Below are 17,339 nucleotides of genomic sequence, written 5' to 3'. Positions count from 1 at the left end.
TACCCGCCCGCCTGCGGCGATGCGGCCTTCTCGGGCCGACGGCGGCATCGACCAGCGGGCGGCGCCACCGCGCGACCGGACGAGGCGCGACGAGGGGCCCCGGCGTGGGTCAGGCGGATTCCCAGGAGTGGACGCGGTCGCGGTACGCGCGGGCCGCCGCCCGGAGCTCGGCCTCGGCGTCCAGGCCTGCGTCCGCGGCCCGGCGGACCAGGTCGAAGAGCTCGCGCGCCACACCCTGCCCCACAGCGGCCGACAGCGCGTCGGGCGCGCCGGCGCGGGAGGCGCGGCGCAGGAGCTGGGCGGCCAGCGACAGCGCGGGCTGGCCCATGGGCACGCCGTCGAGCACGGACTCGCGCCCCTTGGCCGCCCGCTCGGCCGCCTTGATCGCCTCCCAGTTGTCGTTGACCTCGTCGGCGCTCTCCGCCCGCACGGAGCCGAAGACGTGGGGGTGGCGGCGTACGAGCTTCTCCACGATCCCGGCCGCCACGTCGTCCATGTCGAAACCGTCGGCCACCCGCGCGTGGAAGACCACCTGCAGCAGCAGATCGCCCAGTTCCTCGCGGAGGGCCGCATAGTCGCCCTGCTCGATGGTCTCCAGCACCTCGTAGGCCTCTTCGAGCAGGTACGGCACCAGCGACTCGTGCGTCTGCTTACGGTCCCACGGGCACTCGGTGCGCAGCCGGTCCATCACCGCCACCAGGTCGAGCACCCGCGCCCCCGGCAGGTCGTACGAGCCCGGCACGACCTCGACCAGCGGCGGCTCCTCGAGCGCGATCGCGGCGTGCCCCACCGCGCGCATGAAGTCCTCGGAGTCCTTCTCGGACATCGACGCCAGCCACACGACGGTCTCGCCGACCGCCCGCACCGCCAGCCCACGCGGGTCGGGCTCCACGACCTCGACCGCGACCCCCGCCTCCTCCAGGTACGGGAGCTGCGGATGCGCGGCAGAACCGGTCAGCACCGGCCCGGAGCGCAGCGCCTGCCAGGCCTGGTGGCTCAGCAGGCCCGGCGCGACCCTGGGCGAGGTGGTGACGACGATCAGTGGCACGACTCAGCCCTGCTGCTGCGGCGCCTGCTGGGAAGCGGCCTTGCCGAACCGGCCCGCGTCGATGAACAGCGCGGGGTTCTCCTGCGACGGCGCCGCGTTGACCACACCGAAGCGGGGGCTGAACGTCGTCTTGATCGTGGAGAACTCCTTGCGCAGCTGGTCCGTGCCGCCCTGGCCGGCCGCCTGCTGCAGCTTGGTCATGCCGACGGCCGTGCGCGCGTACTCGCGGGCGTAGGTCGGCGCGACACCCAGGGCCAGCAGGTTGATCTCGGGGTTCTGGTACTGGCCCGGGTCCTGGAGCTTGGCGTCGATCTCCTTGTCCGTCACCTGCACGTTGCGGCGGGCCATGAACTGCCTGGCCGCGCTGATGTCGGCCAGCCGCTGCAGCACGTACTGGGTGACCGGCACGCCGAGCGCCGTCTCGTCCAGGTTGTTCCTCTTCAACGCGGCCTTGTACGCCTCCGCGTCCGTGTTGAGCTGGCTCGTCGAGATGCGCTCGCTCCCCACCACGGCCGCGGCCCCGGCCTGCATGGGAGAGGAGCAGGCGGTCAGGGCGATGCCCACCGCCGCGGCGGCCACAGCCACTCGTATCGACTTCACGTGCGTCCCTTTCCGACCGAAAACCGCCGCTAGCTTACCCGCGCTGGCTCGAGGAACATTGCCTCGACCAGGTCACCGCACCATTTGAGCAGGTCAAGATCGCGTAGTGGCTGCCCCCCGAGCGGCTTGGTCTTGGGGACGGGCACCAGCAGCGTCTCGGCCGCCTGCTTGTATATCGCCTTCTTGTAGAGCCGGTCGAGCCGGACCTGCTGCGACTCCCTCAGCCGGGCGGGACCGAACTTGATGTTCTGTCCCTGCAGCGTGACGTCCGTGAGCCCGGCCTGACGCGCCCTGATCCGGAACCTGGCCACCTCCAGGAGGTTCTCCACCTCCACGGGCGGCTTGCCGTAGCGGTCGGTCAGCTCGTCGCGCACCTCGTCGATGTCGGCGGGGGTGGCGATGGCCGCCATCCGCTTGTACGCCTCCAGCCGCAGCCGCTCGGAGGTCACGTAGTCGTGCGGGATGTGGGCGTTGATCGGCAGCTCGACCTTGACGTCGGGCTGCTCCTCGCGCGCCTCGCCGCCGTCGAGCTTGGCCTTCTGCTCCTGCACCGCCTCGGCCATCAGCCGCACGTACAGGTCGAAGCCGACGCCCGCGATGAACCCGGACTGCTCGGCGCCCAGCACGTTGCCGGCGCCGCGGATCTCCAGGTCCTTCATCGCGACGTACATGCCCGCGCCCATCTCGGTGTGCTGCGAGATCGTGGCCAGCCGCTCGTGCGCGGTCTCGGTCAGCGGCTTCTCCGGCGGGTAGAGGAAGTACGCGTACCCGCGCTCCCTGCCCCGCCCGACGCGCCCGCGGAGCTGGTGGAGCTGCGACAGGCCGTAGTTGTCGGCCCGGTCCACGATCAGCGTGTTGGCGTTGGGCACGTCGAGCCCGGACTCGACGATCGTGGTGGAGACCAGCAGGTCGTACTCCCGCTCCCAGAAGCCCACCATGATCTTCTCGAGCTGGTGCTCGTTCATCTGCCCGTGCGCCACCGCGATGCGCGCCTCGGGCACCAGCTCGCGCAGCCGCGCGGCCACGCGGTTGATCGAGGCCACCCGGTTGTGCACGAAGAAGATCTGCCCGTCGCGCATCAGCTCGCGCCTGATCGCGGCGCCGATCTGCTTCTCCTCGTACGGCCCCACGAACGTGAGGATCGGATGCCGCTCCTCGGGCGGCGTGAGGATGGTGGACATCTCGCGGATGCCGGTCAGGCCCATCTCCAGCGTGCGCGGGATCGGCGTGGCCGACATGGCCAGCACGTCGACCTGCGTACGCAGGTGCTTCATCGCCTCTTTGTGCTCGACGCCGAAGCGCTGCTCCTCGTCGATGATGATCAGCCCGAGGTCCTTGAACCTGACCTCGGGGCTGAGCAGCCGGTGCGTGCCGATCACCACGTCGACCGCGCCCGACCTGAGCCCTTCGAGCGTGCCCTTGACCTCGCCGTCGGTCTGGAAGCGGGAGACCGGCTTGAGCGTGACAGGGAAGCTGGAGAAGCGCTCGGTGAACGTCGACATGTGCTGCTGCACCAGCAGCGTCGTCGGCACCAGCACGGCCACCTGCTTGCCGTCCTGCACCGCCTTGAACGCCGCCCGCACCGCGATCTCGGTCTTGCCGTAGCCGACGTCGCCGCAGATCAGCCGGTCCATCGGGACGCCGCGCTCCATGTCGCGCTTGACCTCGTCGATGGCCTCGAGCTGGTCGCCGGTCTCGGCGTACGGGAAGGCGTCCTCCATCTCGCGCTGCCACGGCGTGTCCGAACCGAAGGCGTGGCCCGGCGAGGCCATGCGGGCGGAGTAGAGCCTGATCAGCTCCCCCGCGATCTCCTTGACCGCCTTCTTCGCCCTGGACTTGGCCTTGGCCCAGTCGGCGCCGCCCATGCGGTTGAGCGTGGGCGCCTCGCCGCCGACGTAGCGGGTGACCTCGTCGAGCTGGTCGGTCGGCACGTAGAGCCGGTCGCCCTTGGCGTACTCGATGACCAGGTATTCGCGGGTGGCGCCCTGGACCGTGCGCTGCACCATCTCGACGTAGCGGCCCACCCCGTGCTGCTCGTGCACCACGTGGTCGCCGACCTTGAGCTGGAGCGGGTCGACCATGTTGCGGCGGCGCGAGGGCAGGCGCCGCATGTCCTTGGTGGACGCCTTCTGCCCGACCAGGTCGAGATGGGTGAGCACGGCCAGGCTGGGGGTGATGAAGCCGTGCTCGATGAGCCCCGTCGAGACGTGGACGACCTTGGGCTCGGGCGCCTCGTCCAGGTACTGCTGGAGCCTGGCGGGCACGTCGACGCCCTTGAGCAGCTCCACCATGCGCTCGGCGGGCCCATGGCCCTCGCTGAGCAGCACGACGGCCTTCTCCTCGGCCAGCCAGCCCTTGATGTCGGCCAGCGCCTTGGCGGTGTCGCCCCGGTAGGCCTCGGAGTCCTGGGCGTCGAGCTCGACCCCGCCGCCGAACGGCGCCATGGTCCACCACGGCTGGCCCAGCACGTCGGCGTGGTCGCGGACCTCCTCCAGGGTGCGGAACGCCGCCGCGCCCAGGTCGATGGGCGCCTCACCGCCGGCCGCCGCGTTGATCCAGGAGGCCTCCAGGAACTCCTGCGAGGTGCGTACGAGCTCCTCCGCCCGTCCCCTGATCCGCTCGGGGTCGCACACGAACACCGCGGACCGCACCGGCAGGTGGTCGAGCAGCAGGTCCATCTCCCCTGCCAGCACGGGCGCGAACGCCTCCATGCCCTCGACCGGCGTGCCCTCGGCGAGCTGGTCGAGCACCTCGGCCAGCGGCGGGTACTGCTCGGCCAGCTCCCGCGCCCGGGCCCTGACCTCGTCGGTCAGCAGCAGCTCGCGGCACGGCGGCGCGAACAGCCCGCCTTCGGCCGCCTCGAGCGAGCGCTGGTCGGCCACCTTGAACCAGCGGATCTCCTCGACCGTGTCGCCCCAGAACTCCAGCCGCAGCGGGTGCTCCTCGGTCGGCGGGAACACGTCGAGCAGCCCGCCGCGCACGGCGACCTCGCCGCGCTTCTCCACCATGTCGACCCGGTGGTAACCGTTGCTCACCAGGCGGTCGACCACGTCCTCGAGGTCCGCGTCGTCGCCCGCCCGCAGCCGGATCGGCTCGAGATCGCCGAGCCCCTTCACGATCGGCTGCAGCAACGCCCTGACCGGCGCCACGATCACGCTGAGCGGCCCGGCCGCGGTGTCGCCCTTGATCGGGTGCGCCAGCCGCCTCAGGACCGCCAGCCGCTGCCCCACGGTGTCGCTGCGCGGCGAGAGCCGCTCGTGCGGCAAGGTCTCCCACGCCGGGAACACCGCCACCGAGTTGGGCTCGATGAGGCTGGTCAGCGCCGCGGCGAGGTCTTCCGCCTCACGCCCCGTGGCGGTGACCGCGAGCACGGTCCGCTGGTCGTGCGTGGCCAGCGCGGCCACGCCGAACGGCCGCAGCGCGGACGGCGCGACCAGCGCGACGTCGCCGCCCTCTTCGAGAGCGGCGGTCAGCTTCGGGTCGGCGCGAACAAGGTCAAGTAGCCCGGAAAGACTCATCAGATACGCCCACAGCCCCACGACGGCAACACGACTACCCCCGGCCGAGTCAGGTCGCGGGGGTCCTCTCCCAGGGTACTCGCCGACGCCCCCTCAGCCGATCCGATAACCGGGCACGGAGGGCCAGCGCACGGTGAGCACGGTCGAGGCCTCCTCCGCGTACCACGAATGGTCGACGCCCTTCCCCCAGACCACGTAGTCGCCGGGCTCGGACAGCAGCACGCCACGGCCCGGCAGTTCCACCCGGAACCGGCCGCTGATCAGCACCAGCAGGGCGGTGCGCTCCTCACCCTTGACCCACTCACCCCGCTCGTCGCCCGGCGGGTGGACGCCCCACTTGATCTCGACGTCGTCGCTGTGCCTTGGATCGCCGAGGGGTTTGAAATGACCCAGCAACCAGCCCCGGTCCGCGGCCGCGTCGACGCCGGCGTTCCCCACATAGACCGCATCGCTCACGGGCCAGGACGCTAGCAGGGAAATGCCTTACTGATTCGGATCGATTGATTACTGTAGGTGACATGTCTGAGGTGCGATCGGTCGCCCCGAGAGGCGACCTTTTCGGTCAGCGGGTCCGCGAGCAGTGGGCCGGCCTGCTCGGCAGGCGGCTCGACGTGCTCGTCGCCGGGTGCGCGCACGACGAGCCGCTCGTCCTGGAACGGATAGAGACGAGGGCCACCGGGGTCGACGAGGACCATCCCGCGATCAGAGCCGTGCTGGGCGAGCGCGCCGACCTGGTGTCGTGGTCGCTGGGCGACCTGCGCTGCGTTCCTCTGCCGCCCAGGTCGTACGACGTGATCCAGGTGTCCTTCCTGCTCGAGCGGGTCAGGCACGCGGAGCTCGTGCTCGACCGGCTGCTGCAGTCGCTGCGCCCGGGGGGCCTGGTGCTGCTGCGTATGCGCGACCGCAGGTCCGCCTACGGCCTGCTCGACCGGATCGCGCCGTCGTGGCTGCGCCGCCTGCTGTGGCGCCTGGTCGTCGCCCCGGGCACGCCGGGCCCCTTCCCCGCCGTGTACGAGCCGCTGGCCTCGAGCGACGGCATGCACGCGTTCTGCCTCAGCCGGGGGCTCATGATCACCGATGACACGCGGAACACCAGCGGCCCGGCGCGCAATCGCGGGCTCGCCGCTGTCGCGCTCGCCGCGGTCGCCAGGCTGACCAACGGCCGCTACCCGGCCGGCCACGACGAGATCACCATGGTGATCAGGAAGCCCCAGCACCACTTCGCCCGGCTTCTCTAGCTCGTCCCGCGCCAGATGGGACTAGCGACACACTGGTATGGATCGGTAGACTTCCCTACCAATTCAATCGGAATAGTTGGGATGTTGGAGACGTGGAGTGGACCCCCGACCCGCGCGAGCTGGCCGACCTCGAACTGCTGCTGTCCGGCGCGTTCGAGCCGCTGACCGGGTTCCTCGGCCACGATGACCTCCACGCGGTGCACGAACGCGGCACGCTCGCCGACGGCGCCGCGTGGCCCGCGCCCGTCACGCTCCACCTGCCCGCCGACGTCTCGCCCGGCGACGAGGTCACGCTGCTCGACCCGGAGGGCCTGCCGCTGGCCACGCTCACGGTGAGCGCCCACGAGCCCGACGGGCTGACCTCTGGACCCGTCAAGGGCCTCGGCGCCCCCGAGCACGGCCCGTTCGCGCGCCTGCGGCGCACCCCGGCCGAGGTCCGGGCCGAGCTCGGCGACCGTCCGGCGCTCGCCGTCACCATGCGCGGCCCCCTCGACGACCTCTCCGAGGTCGTCGCCACCGCGAAGGAGCTCGACGCGGTGATCATGCTCCTCCCCCTCTCGTACGGCGAGCCGGGCCCCGCGGTCGTACGCGCCGCGCTCCGCGCCAAGGAGAAGCTGCCCGAGGACACGATCGTCGTCTCGGTGCCCCTGGCGCCGCGCGAGGAGCCCGAGATCGACCTGGAGCTGCGCGAGCACGTCGCCACCGCCTACGGCGCCACCGAGCACCTGGCGGGCCCGGACCCGGTCCGCATCCCCGGGCCTCCGCACCGCAGGGGTCTCGTGGTCTTCTTCACCGGCCTGTCGGGCTCCGGCAAGTCCACGATCGCCCGCGGCCTGCGCGACGCGCTGCTGGAGCTCGGCACCCGCACGGTGACCTACCTCGACGGCGATGTCGTGCGCCAGCTGCTGTCCAAGGGCCTGACGTTCTCCAAGTCCGACCGCGACCTGAACATCCGCCGCATCGGCTTCGTCGCCGCCGAGACCGCCCGCCACGGCGGCCTGGCCATCTGCGCGCCCATCGCCCCCTACGCGGCCACCCGCGAGGAGGTGCGCGAGATGGTCGAGTCCGTCGGGGCTGACTTCCTGCTCGTGCACGTCGCGACGCCGCTGGAGGAGTGCGAGCGGCGCGACCGCAAGGGCCTGTACGCCAAGGCGCGCGCCGGGCTCATCCCCGAGTTCACCGGCGTCTCGGACCCCTACGAGGAGCCGGACGACGCCGACCTGGTGATCGACACCACGCACATCTCCATCGACACGGCCGTCTCCCAGGTCCTGGGAGCCTTGAAGTCCGGAGGATGGGTACGTTGATCGACTTCCCCCTGATTGTCGGGTCCTTCTTCGTCGCGATCGTGGTCGGGCTGACCGGGATGGGCGGCGGGGCCCTCATGACGCCGATGATGATGCTGTTCTTCAACGTCCCGCCGCTGGCCGCGGTCTCCAGCGACCTGGTCGCCTCGGCCGTGATGAAGCCGGTCGGCAGCTTCGTGCACCTGCGCCGGGGCACGGTCAACCTGCGGCTGGTCGGCTGGCTCTGCGCGGGCTCGGTGCCGGCCGCCTTCTGCGGCGTGTTCCTGGCCCGCGCGTTCGCGGTCACCGACGCGGTGAAGTACGCGCTCGGCGTGGCCCTCCTGCTGGCCGTGGCGGGCATGGCGGTCAAGAGCTGGCTCGGCGCGCGGGGCGGCACGTCGAGCGCCCACGAGATCGTCGTGCGCCCAATTCCGACCCTACTGGTCGGTACGGTGGGCGGACTGGTCGTCGGCGTCTCGTCCGTAGGATCCGGATCGCTGATCATCGTGGCCCTGCTCGCCCTCTATCCGGCGCTCAAGGCCAACCAGCTCGTCGGCACCGACCTCGTCCAGGCCGTGCCGCTGGTCGCCTCCGCCGCGCTCGGGCACCTGCTGTTCGGCGACTTCCAGCTGGACCTCACGCTGTCGCTGCTCATCGGCTCGATCCCGGGCGTCTACCTGGGCGCCAGGATCTCCTCACGCGCCCCCGGCGGCCTGATCAGGGCGCTGCTGGCGATCGTCCTGCTGGCCTCCGCCTGCAAGCTGCTCGACGTGAGCAACACGCTCACCGTCTGCGCTCTCGTCGGGGCCGCGGCTGTCACTGTCATCGGGTGGCGGGTGCGGGTCAGGGCCGCGGGACGGGCGTCGAGCGGAAATAAGGATCTCGAGCCAGTTCGCTGAACGCCCGGCCGGCGCCTGTGCCGGCGTCGAAGCTGGTGTCGCCGCGCGGCGCCTTCGGCGAGTCGAAGTACAGCAGCGCCTTGATCTGCGGATACCGCTTGATCTGCCGCCGCACCGACTCGAAGAACGCCCGCTTGTCCCCCTGCTGGAACACCCCCCACTCGGCCACCATGACCGGCTTGCCGGGGAAGCGCGCCTGCATCCACCGGTAGAAGCCCGGCCAGTCCGGATATTCCTTGCGGGTCTTGTTCACCAGGCCCTCGAAGTCGTCCACCCGGCTGTCGGCGTAGGGGTCCATGGCCACCCAGTCGACCACGTCGTCACCCGGATAGAGGTCCTCGAACCAGGGCTGGGCCGCCCAGTTGGGCGCCCCCATGTACGTCATGACCATGACCGCGTTCTTCACGCCGTCGGCCCGCAGCCTGAGCACGACGTGCCGGTACATGGCCGCGTAGTCGGTGGCCTGCATGCCCGAGCCCGACGAGGCGTCCACGTCGTTCTCCGGCTCGTGGTGGAGGGTGAGGAAGAACCGCTCGGGAAAGGTGCGCCGGAGGTAGCCGGCCAGCCGGTCGATCCTGGCGTCGAGCGCGCCGTCGGCGATCTCGGCCCAGGTGCGGTCGAGCGACGGCTTCCAGTTGATCATGAGCAGCCGCGGCCTGGCCGGGTCGCGGGCCATCCTGATCTCGGCGTCGGTGGGGAACAGCTCGCTGCCCCGGTGGTAGACGTGCACCACGTCGGCGGCGGCCCCCATGCGCGCCTCCGCGCCGTGCAGGGCGTGCTCCAGCGGGGCGCCGGTGAAGACCTCGGGCGCGACGCCCCACCAGGCGCCGCAGGAGGGGATGAGCCTGGAGGTCGCCGTACAGGACGGCGAGCTCGAGGGGTCCTTGACCGCTACGGGCGCCCGCGCGTTGGAGCCCTCGGCCGTGGAGCAGCCGGCCAGCACCGCGATGACGGCCAGAATGACCGCGGTGTTCGTGGCGGTTTGAGAAATTCCCCGTAGCTGCAAAGCCTTTCAACCCCCTCGTCGAATGACCCCCGCCTATCAAACCTGAACCTTGCCATGTCATTCCTGGAACTTCAGCCAGTGTGCAGAGTCTCTCCAGGTCTCTCCAGCTCACAGCGAACAGAGCCGCCCCAGAATTTCCGGACATTTCAATTCATAGGTGGCTTTACCTTGTGCCCGTACTGGAGAAAATCTTGGGTAATCGGCTTGGCTGATAATCGTCCGCCCTATAGTGGGCGCACATCTCGACGCATTTCCAGGAGACCCTTCCCCCATGAGCTCCGGCACGGACCTGGACGAGCACCTTTCGCTGCTGCGCAGGCGATGGCTGCTCCTGGTGGGCTGCGTCGTGTTCGGCGGCACGGCCGGACTCGCGCTCATGCGGCTCACGCCGCCCTCCTACACCGCCACCACGCAGGTGCTGGTCATGCCGGTCGGCTCGCAGGAGCCGGCCAACCCGGTGACCAGCCGCCAGCGCGAGCCGCTCAACCTCGACACCGAGGCCCAGGTCGCGCAGTCCGCCGTGGTCGCCACGCGGGCGGCCAGGGCGCTGGGGGTCGGCAGCCCCGAGCCCGTCGAGGTCTCGGTGCCGCCCAACTCGGCGGTGCTGTGGATCTCGGTCACCGCCTCCGACGCCACGGTCGCGGCCGCCCAGTCCCGCGCGTACGCCCAGGCCTATCTCACCAACCGCCGCGAGAGCGCGCTGGCCGCCCTGACCGACCAGCAGCGGGCCGTGCTGGCCAAGCTCAAGCAGGTCAACACCGCGATCGACACGGTGATCAAGCAGCTCGGCGGGCTGCCCAAGGGCGGTCCCGAGCACGCGATCGCGCTCCAGCGGCAGAGCGTGCTCAACCGGCAGGCCGCCGGGCTCGCCCTGAAGTACGACGCGCTCAGGACGGTCGCGGTGACCCCCGGCATGGTCATCAGCCAGGCCGCCCCGCCGTCCGCGCCCGTCGCCCCCAGCCTGCCGCTCTACCTCGGCACGGGGCTCATGGCCGGGCTGCTGGCCGGCTCGGCCGCCGCCTACGCCCGTGACCGGCTCGACCGGCGGCTGCGCACGGCCGCCGACGTCGAGCGGCTGACCGGCCTGCCCGTGCTGGGCGACCTGTCGAGCCCGCGCGAGCCCGGCGTGGCCCACGAGCTGGCCTGCGCCGTGGTCGCCACGTGCCCGGGCAAGCGGCTGCTGGTCAAGGCGCTGCCCGCGGACCTGCACGACTCGACGCAGGCCGACCCGGTGGCCGTCAATCTGCCGCTGACGGTGCTCGACGGCTCCGACGTACGCGATCTGTCCAGGGCGGACGCGGCCCTGCTGCTGATCGGTCTCGGCCGGGTCACCTCCGACCGGGTCATGGCCGCCGTGCGCCGGCTGGACCGGCACGACGTGCCGATCATCGGCGTGGTGACGGCGACCGACGCGCTGCCCTCGTTCGTGCCCCTGCTCGAGCCGCGTACGCACACCCCGCTCGGCAAGCTCGTCGCGACCGGCGAGCTGGAGGTGGCCGAGACCACGCCCATGCACGCGATGCACCCCCGGCGTCCCGGCCAGCCGACGTGAGGGGGCCCGCGTGGCCGATCACCGTGCTGCTCGTCGGCTATCCGGTGTGGTGGGCGCTGGGGTTCGGCGGGCTGTCGGTGATCCTGCTGGCGGCGCCGATGGCGATGGTGCTGTGGCGGCGCCGGCCGATCAGGGTGCCGCGCGGGTTCGGGCTCTGGCTGCTGCTGATCGCCGGCTACCTGGTCAGCGGCCTGATGCTGGCCGAGATGCCGCCGGACACGTACGGCGACTTCGGGCCGGGGCGGTTGATCGGCTACCTCATGCGGCTGGCGCTCTACGTGGCCATCCTGATCATGGTGCTCTACCTCGGCAACCTGACCGAGTCCGAGCTGCCGCAGCTGCGCCTGGTTCGGCTGCTCGGCGTGCTGTTCGTCACGACGGTCGCGGGCGGGCTGCTCGGCGTGTTCTTCCCCTCGTTCGCGTTCACCTCGCCGGTGGAGCTGCTGCTGCCCGACTGGGCGGCCGGCAACTCGTTCGTCCAGAACCTCATCCACCCCACCTCCGCCCAGACGCAGAAGGTGCTGGGCTTCTCCTTGCCGCGGCCGGAGGCCCCGTTCGAGTGGGCCAACGCGTGGGGCAGCAACGTATCGGTGCTGCTGGTGTGGTTCGTGATCGGCTGGTGGGTGCACGGCACGCCGCGGCAGAAGGCTCTCGTGGCGGCCACGCTCGCCCTGGCCGCCATCCCCATTGTCTACTCGCTCAACCGGGGCCTCTGGATCGGTCTGGGCCTGGCCCTCGTCTACCTGGTCGTCCGGCTCGGGGGTCGCACCAGGGTGGCGCTCTGCGGAGCGGCTGCCGTGGCGGCGCTGGTGTTCGCGCTGAGCCCGCTCGCGTCGCTGTTCGCGCAGCGGCTGGACAAACCACACTCGAACGACATCAGGGCCTTCACCGTGTCGGCCACCGTCGCGGCCGCCGCGCACTCGCCGATCATCGGCTACGGCAACACGCGCAACGCCATGGGCAACCACCGCACGATCACCACGGGCAGGACCCAGTGGTGCGAGGGCTGCGGCCACCCACCGCTGGGCAGCGACGGTCAGCTCTGGCTGCTGATCATCACGCAGGGGTTCACCGGGGCGGCGCTCTACGTGGCGTTCTTCGTGGGCGCGATCCGGCGCCACTGGGGTGACCGCAGCCCCATCGGACTGGCCGGAGTGCTGGTGATGGGGCTGGTGCTGCTCTACATGTTCGTCTACGACGGGCTGGTCACGCCGCTCAGCCTGTATCTCATCTCGTTCGCCCTGCTGTGGCGCAACCATCTGGGGGACGTCTCGTGAACGACGCCGCGATCCGGCTCGGCTATCTCGCGGAGACCGTGCGGCTGCTGTATCCGGGGCCGGGGGCGCCCCGGGCGTACACCGTGCTGCCGCATGCCGCCGTGCCCCGGCGGCTGGTGCCGCGCCGCTGGTGGCATCCGTGGTCCTCGGTCATGGTGCCGGGCGAGGGGTCGATCGCCGCGTACCTGAGCGAGGTCTTCGGACGGCCCGTCGAGACCGTCCTGCACGTGCGTCCGGCGCTCCGGGCCAACCGGAAGCCCATTCTGGAGGCGCGCTCGGACGGGCGGCGACTGGCGTTCGTGAAGGTCGGCGACAGCGAGCGGGCCCGCTCGCTGATCACCACGGAGGCGGCGGCGCTGCGCCGGCTGGCCGGGCTCCCGCTGGCCACGGTCAGCGTGCCTGCTGTGCTCCACCACGGCGTCTGGCGCGACCTGGCGGTGCTGGCGCTGTCGCCGCTGCCGGTGCGGCGCGGCCGGGCGCCCCGGCCGCTGCTGATCGAGGCGGTCAAGGAGATCGCCGGCACCGGAGGGCCGTGCGCGGCCTGGCACGGGGACCTCGCGCCCTGGAACATGTGCCCGTCCCCCGACGGTCGGCTCCTGGTGTGGGACTGGGAGCGGTACGAGGTCGGCGTCCCCTACGGCTTCGACCTCGTGCACCACTTCTTCCAGCGGGCGCTGCGCTCGATGGCCCCGCCGGCCGCGGCCCGGGCCTGCGTGGCGCGGGCCGTACGCGAGCTCGCCCCCCTCGGACTGTCCACGGCGGTGGCCAGGCAGACCGCCATCCGTTACCTCATCGCGCTGGCCGACAGGCACGCCGCCGACGGCCACACGCCGCTCGGGCCGCCGGAGACCTGGCTCAACCCGGCCGTCGACCATGAGGAGCTGCTCGCATGAGGGCCATGAAGGCGTCGGTGCTGTCGCTGTCGCGCGCCACGGGGCGGCTCACGTCGGGGGCGCGGGTGCTGCCGTCGTTCATCGTCGCGGGGGCGCAGCGCTGCGGCACCACCTCGCTGTACCGCGCGCTGGCGCAGCATCCGCTGCTGCTCAAGCCGGTGCTGCACAAGGGCGTGCACTATTTCGACGTCGGCTACTGGCGGGGGCTGTCCTGGTACCAGGCCCACTTCCCGCTGCGGATGAGCGCGGGGCTGGTCGAGCACCGGTACGGCTCGCGGGCGCTGGCGTTCGAGTCGTCCCCCTATTACCTGTTCCATCCGCTGGCCGGGGAGCGGATCGCAGCTGATCTGCCCGGCGTGCGGCTGATCGTCCTGGTGCGCGATCCGGTGGAGCGGGCGTACTCCGCCCACGCGCACGAGCTGGCCAGGGGGTTCGAGACCGAGTCGCACTTCGAGTCCGCGCTGGAGCTCGAGCCCGAGCGGCTGGCCGGGGCCGAGGAGCTGCTGTGCGGATCGCCCTTCTCCCTGCACCACTCCCATCAGCATCACGCGTACCTGGCCCGGGGCCGCTACGCCGACCAGCTCGACCGGCTGGAGGCGCTGTTCGGGCGCGAGCGGATCCTGGTGCTCGACAGCCACCGCTTCTTCGCCGAGCCCGAGACCGTGTACGACCGGGTGCTGGAGTTCCTGGGCGTGCCGCATCTCGGATATCCGGTGTTCGAGCGGCACAACGGGCGTCCCTCGCCGCAGCCGGTGCCGCGCGAGCTCGCGCGGACGCTACGCGAACAGTTCGAGCCGTACGACGCACGGCTGGTGCGGTGGCTGGGCGGTGAGCCTTCGTGGCGGCGATGACCGCGGGCCTGCGGCGGCGCGGGATCGCGGGGATCACGGGGGCGGTCTTCGGGGCTTTCGCGCAGTTCGTCCTTGCCATGGTCGTGACCAGGACGTTCGCTCCCGCTGACGCCGGCGCGTTCTTCGCGGCGACCGCGCTGGCGCTCATGGCGGCGGGGATCGCCAAACTGGATGCGGGGAACGGGCTCGTGTACTTCATCGCGCGGGCGAAGACCTACGACTACCTCGGCATTTCCGGATATATCCGGGCAGCTCTCGTGCCCTGCGTGGCGGTCTCCTGCCTGGCGGGAGCGGTGCTGTACCCGCGGCTGGGCCCGGTGGCCGCGCTCGTGCCGGTCATGGCGGTGGGTGACGTGCTGCTGGCCGCCACCCGTGGATTCGGGGCCATGCGGCCCACAGTGCTCGTGGACGGGGTGCTGGTGCCCTTCGCCCAGCTCGTGCTGGTGGCCGTGGTCTGCGCGACGGACGCGGCCTCGTGGCTGCCGGTGGCCTGGGGGGCACCCTACGTGCCGGCCCTCGTCCTGGCCTGGGCCGGGCTGCGGAGACGGGTGCCGCGGACACCGTACCTGCCCGGCACCGGGCGCGACCTGTGGCGGTACACGGCTCCCCGGTCCGCGGCGGGGGCCATCCAGGCGGTGTTCCAGCGACTGGACATCGTGATCGTCGCGCTGCTCGGCGGGCCGGCGCAGGCCGCCGTCTACACGGCCGCCACCCGTTTCAAGGTGGTCGGGCAGCTCGCCAACCAGGGGCTGGCGCAGGCCGTACAGGCTCGGCTGGTCACAGCGCTCGCCAACGGGGAGCGGGCGCGGGCCGGAGAGCTGTACCAGACCGCCACGCTCTGGCTGGTGCTGCTGACGTGGCCGGTGTGGCTGGCGTACGCGGCGCTGGCGCCGTGGCTGCTGCGGCTGTTCGGGCCCTCGTACGGGGCCGCGGCGCCGGTGGCGCTGGTGCTGGCGGGCACGATGATGGTGGCCACGGCCTGCGGGATGGTGGACGTGGTGCTGACGGCCGCCGGACACACGGGCACGAGCCTGGTCAACCTGGTCGCGGCGATCACGTGCACGGTCGTGCTCGACGTGGCCCTGATCCCCGTCCACGGGGCGTTCGGGGCGGTGCTCGGCTGGTCCGGCGGGGTGCTGGTCAAGAACCTGCTCCCGCTCTGGCAGCTCCACCGCCGCCACGGCCTCCACCCCTTCGGCCGCCACACCCTGACGGCTCTGCGCATTCGGGTCACTGCGTGAAACGTGCTCCGGTGCTGGTGACGGGGCTGCCGAGGAGTGGCACGAGCTGGACGGGCAAGATGCTCGCCGCCGGAGGCGACCTGGTCTACGTCAACGAGCCACTCAACCCGCAGCACCCGCCGGGCCGCTGCCCCGGCGTGCTCAGGGCCTCGGTGACCCACAGGTTCCAGTACATCTGCGACGACAACGCCGCCGACTGGCTGCCCGCCTTCCGCGACACCGTGGCGCTGCGCTACCGCTGGCTCTCCGAGCTGCGTGCGAACCGCTCCCCGTACGATCTGGCCAGGCTGCTTCGCTACGGCACCGCCTTCTCCTTCGGCCGCCTGACAGGCCGCCGGGCGCTGCTGGACGACCCGTTCGCGGTGCTGAGCGCCGGCTGGTTCGCCTCTTCCCTGGGGTGCCGGGTGATCGCGCTCGTGCGGGACCCGGTCTCGTTCGTGGCGAGCTGGCAGCGGCTGGGGTGGACGGTCTACTTCCACGAACTGCTCGAACAGCCGCTGCTCGTCCGCGACCACCCCGAGCTGCTCGAGCTGCGCGCCCTCGTCGGCTCCCAGGACCGCGTCATGAAGGCGGCGCTGCTGTGGCGGGCGACCCGCACGATCCTGACCCGTACTCCCGGCATCCTCATCGTCTCGTACGAGTCGCTGGCCGCCGACCCGCTGACCGGCTTCCGGCGCCTGTACGACCACGCGGGCCTGGCCTGGACGCCTGCCGCGGAGCGCCGCATCGCGCGGGCCTGCACGGGGCCGTCCAGAGGCGGTACGGGGTTCGCCTGGTCGGGTCTGTCACGCACGGCCTTCCGGCCGATGGACTCCCGCCAGGCGCTGGACGCCGCGGGCCAGGGCCTCAGCTCCGAGGACGTGGCCCGCGTACGCGCTCTCACCGTCTGACGCGGCCTGCCAGGCAGGTGGCCAGCAGCCGCACCGCGAACGGCAGGTCGTCCACCAGGTAGCGGCGCGCCAGCCGCCCCGGCTCGCAGACCAGCCGGAACGCCCATTCCAGCCCTGTCCGGCGCATCCATCCAGGCGCCCTGGACACCGTGCCGGCGGCGAACGCGATCGCCGCCCCGCACCCCACGAACCACGCCTCCGGCAGCTCCTCCCGCAGGTCGGCGATGAGCCTGTCCTGCCGGGGGAAGCCCAGCCCGACGAACACCAGCCGCGGCCGCGCGGCCACCACCTTCCGCCGGACCCGCGCGCTGCCCTCGGGGGTGGCGTCGAAGTCGTAGGGCGGGGCTTGCACCCCACACACCTTGAGCCGGGGGTGGCAGCTCGTGAGCTCGTCCGCCGCCTTCCGCCCAACGCCCGGGGGGCCGCCGAGCAGGTAGACGGGCCAGCCGCGCCGGGCGGCGAGCTTGCTGAGCGACCAGATGAGGTCCGCGCCCGTCACGCGCTCGGGCACCGGGGTGCCGAGCAGCCTGGCCGCCCACACCAGAGGCATGCCGTCGGTCACCACCAGCTCGGCGGTGCACACCAGCTCTCTGAGGGCTGGGTCCTTGGCGGCTGCCCGGCAGATGTCGATGTTCGGGGTGATGATCCGCCCACCCCTGCCGGCCTCCAGCTCGGCCTCCACCCGCCGGACCACCTCGTCCTCGGTGAGCGCGTCCACGCCGACCAAACCCACCTGCACCCGCCGCCCCGCCGCCGGCACAGGCACTTGGGCGGGGTCGTGCACCCGGCCCACACCGTGCGCCTGTTCGGTGACGTGTGCTGGGTCGGCGGCATGCGCCTGGTGACTCGGGCGGGCGTCGGTGTGCGGGGTCCGAGCGCCGGAACCGCGTCGATGACCGGCGGCAGCGGGCGTGGGCGGCGCATACGGCGAACGCCTCTCACCACGCCGCGCGGCGGAGGAAGCCGCTTCCTCGTCGTGACGCGGCTCACCGAAACCGGCCGGGCGCGCTGCGGTGGACACCTGGGCGCGCGCGTCACGT

At 71.8% G+C, this 17,339-nt stretch carries 15 protein-coding genes; 9 read left to right on the top strand and 6 right to left on the bottom strand.

Annotated elements, in window-relative coordinates; translation table 11 throughout:
• Positions 1–109 precede the first annotated feature (109 nt).
• The 4 genes from ABD830_RS47825 to ABD830_RS47810 all read right to left on the bottom strand — a co-directional run bounded on the left by ABD830_RS47825 (position 110) and on the right by ABD830_RS47810 (position 5,622).
• Positions 110–1,048 carry a nucleoside triphosphate pyrophosphohydrolase gene (locus ABD830_RS47825; RefSeq protein ID WP_345002176.1) on the bottom strand — a complete coding sequence of 313 codons (939 nt, stop codon included), beginning with the start codon at positions 1,046–1,048 and terminating at the stop codon, positions 110–112.
• Between the two features lie 3 nt (positions 1,049–1,051).
• A complete protein-coding gene (locus tag ABD830_RS47820) occupies positions 1,052–1,648 on the bottom strand; it encodes a SurA N-terminal domain-containing protein (RefSeq protein ID WP_345002175.1) in 597 nt (198 codons plus the stop codon).
• Positions 1,649–1,677: 29 nt separating this feature from the next.
• Complete coding sequence (mfd, locus tag ABD830_RS47815) at positions 1,678–5,166, bottom strand: transcription-repair coupling factor (RefSeq protein WP_345002174.1); 3,489 nt, start codon at positions 5,164–5,166, stop codon at positions 1,678–1,680.
• Between the two features lie 93 nt (positions 5,167–5,259).
• Positions 5,260–5,622: a signal peptidase I gene (locus tag ABD830_RS47810; protein WP_345002173.1), complete on the bottom strand. Its 363-nt coding sequence runs from the start codon at positions 5,620–5,622 to the stop codon at positions 5,260–5,262.
• Positions 5,623–5,684: 62 nt separating this feature from the next.
• On the opposite strand from ABD830_RS47810, the gene ABD830_RS47805 reads away from it, so the two are divergent.
• The 3 genes from ABD830_RS47805 (at position 5,685) to ABD830_RS47795 (ending at position 8,589) form a co-directional block, all read left to right on the top strand.
• Positions 5,685–6,404, top strand: a complete 720-nt coding sequence (locus ABD830_RS47805) for a class I SAM-dependent methyltransferase (RefSeq protein ID WP_345002172.1) — start codon at positions 5,685–5,687, stop codon at positions 6,402–6,404.
• A gap of 92 nt (positions 6,405–6,496) precedes the next feature.
• A complete protein-coding gene (cysC, locus tag ABD830_RS47800) occupies positions 6,497–7,711 on the top strand; it encodes an adenylyl-sulfate kinase (RefSeq protein WP_345002171.1) in 1,215 nt (404 codons plus the stop codon).
• Complete coding sequence (locus ABD830_RS47795; protein WP_345002170.1) at positions 7,699–8,589, top strand: sulfite exporter TauE/SafE family protein; 891 nt, start codon at positions 7,699–7,701, stop codon at positions 8,587–8,589. The genes cysC and ABD830_RS47795 overlap by 13 nt, the downstream gene beginning before the upstream one ends.
• On the opposite strand, the gene ABD830_RS47790 is transcribed toward ABD830_RS47795, so the two are convergent.
• Positions 8,534–9,595: a glycoside hydrolase family 26 protein gene (locus ABD830_RS47790; protein ID WP_345002169.1), complete on the bottom strand. Its 1,062-nt coding sequence runs from the start codon at positions 9,593–9,595 to the stop codon at positions 8,534–8,536. The genes ABD830_RS47795 and ABD830_RS47790 overlap by 56 nt on opposite strands.
• A 271-nt stretch (positions 9,596–9,866) precedes the next feature.
• Between ABD830_RS47790 and ABD830_RS47785 the strand changes: the two genes are divergently transcribed.
• Genes ABD830_RS47785 through ABD830_RS47760 form a run of 6 tightly spaced genes read left to right on the top strand, consistent with a single transcriptional unit; the run spans position 9,867 to position 16,299 of the window.
• Positions 9,867–11,147, top strand: a complete 1,281-nt coding sequence (locus tag ABD830_RS47785; protein WP_345002168.1) for a Wzz/FepE/Etk N-terminal domain-containing protein — start codon at positions 9,867–9,869, stop codon at positions 11,145–11,147.
• Positions 11,144–12,424, top strand: coding sequence for an O-antigen ligase family protein (locus ABD830_RS47780; protein ID WP_345002167.1), 1,281 nt, complete (start codon positions 11,144–11,146; stop codon positions 12,422–12,424). The genes ABD830_RS47785 and ABD830_RS47780 overlap by 4 nt, the downstream gene beginning before the upstream one ends.
• Positions 12,421–13,317 carry a hypothetical protein gene (locus ABD830_RS47775; protein WP_345002166.1) on the top strand — a complete coding sequence of 299 codons (897 nt, stop codon included), beginning with the start codon at positions 12,421–12,423 and terminating at the stop codon, positions 13,315–13,317. The genes ABD830_RS47780 and ABD830_RS47775 overlap by 4 nt, the downstream gene beginning before the upstream one ends.
• On the top strand, positions 13,314–14,168 hold the full coding sequence (locus tag ABD830_RS47770; protein ID WP_345002165.1) for a sulfotransferase family protein: 855 nt from the start codon (positions 13,314–13,316) through the stop codon (positions 14,166–14,168). Before ABD830_RS47775 ends, ABD830_RS47770 begins: the two co-directional genes overlap by 4 nt.
• Positions 14,165–15,409, top strand: a complete 1,245-nt coding sequence (locus ABD830_RS47765) for a lipopolysaccharide biosynthesis protein (protein WP_345002266.1) — start codon at positions 14,165–14,167, stop codon at positions 15,407–15,409. The genes ABD830_RS47770 and ABD830_RS47765 overlap by 4 nt, the downstream gene beginning before the upstream one ends.
• Entirely contained in the window at positions 15,406–16,299 is an 894-nt protein-coding gene (locus ABD830_RS47760; RefSeq protein ID WP_345002164.1) for a sulfotransferase, read from the top strand. Before ABD830_RS47765 ends, ABD830_RS47760 begins: the two co-directional genes overlap by 4 nt.
• Here the strand turns inward: ABD830_RS47760 and ABD830_RS47755 are convergent.
• Positions 16,289–17,065, bottom strand: coding sequence for a WecB/TagA/CpsF family glycosyltransferase (locus ABD830_RS47755; RefSeq protein WP_345002163.1), 777 nt, complete (start codon positions 17,063–17,065; stop codon positions 16,289–16,291). The two genes, ABD830_RS47760 and ABD830_RS47755, sit on opposite strands and share 11 nt — an antisense overlap.
• Positions 17,066–17,339: the final 274 nt, after the last annotated feature.

The sequence above is a fragment of the Nonomuraea helvata genome, from assembly GCF_039535785.1.
Taxonomy (GTDB): domain Bacteria; phylum Actinomycetota; class Actinomycetes; order Streptosporangiales; family Streptosporangiaceae; genus Nonomuraea; species Nonomuraea helvata.
The sequence above is the reverse complement of the archived record's forward strand: the minus strand, read 5'-3'. Positions and strand labels throughout refer to the sequence as shown.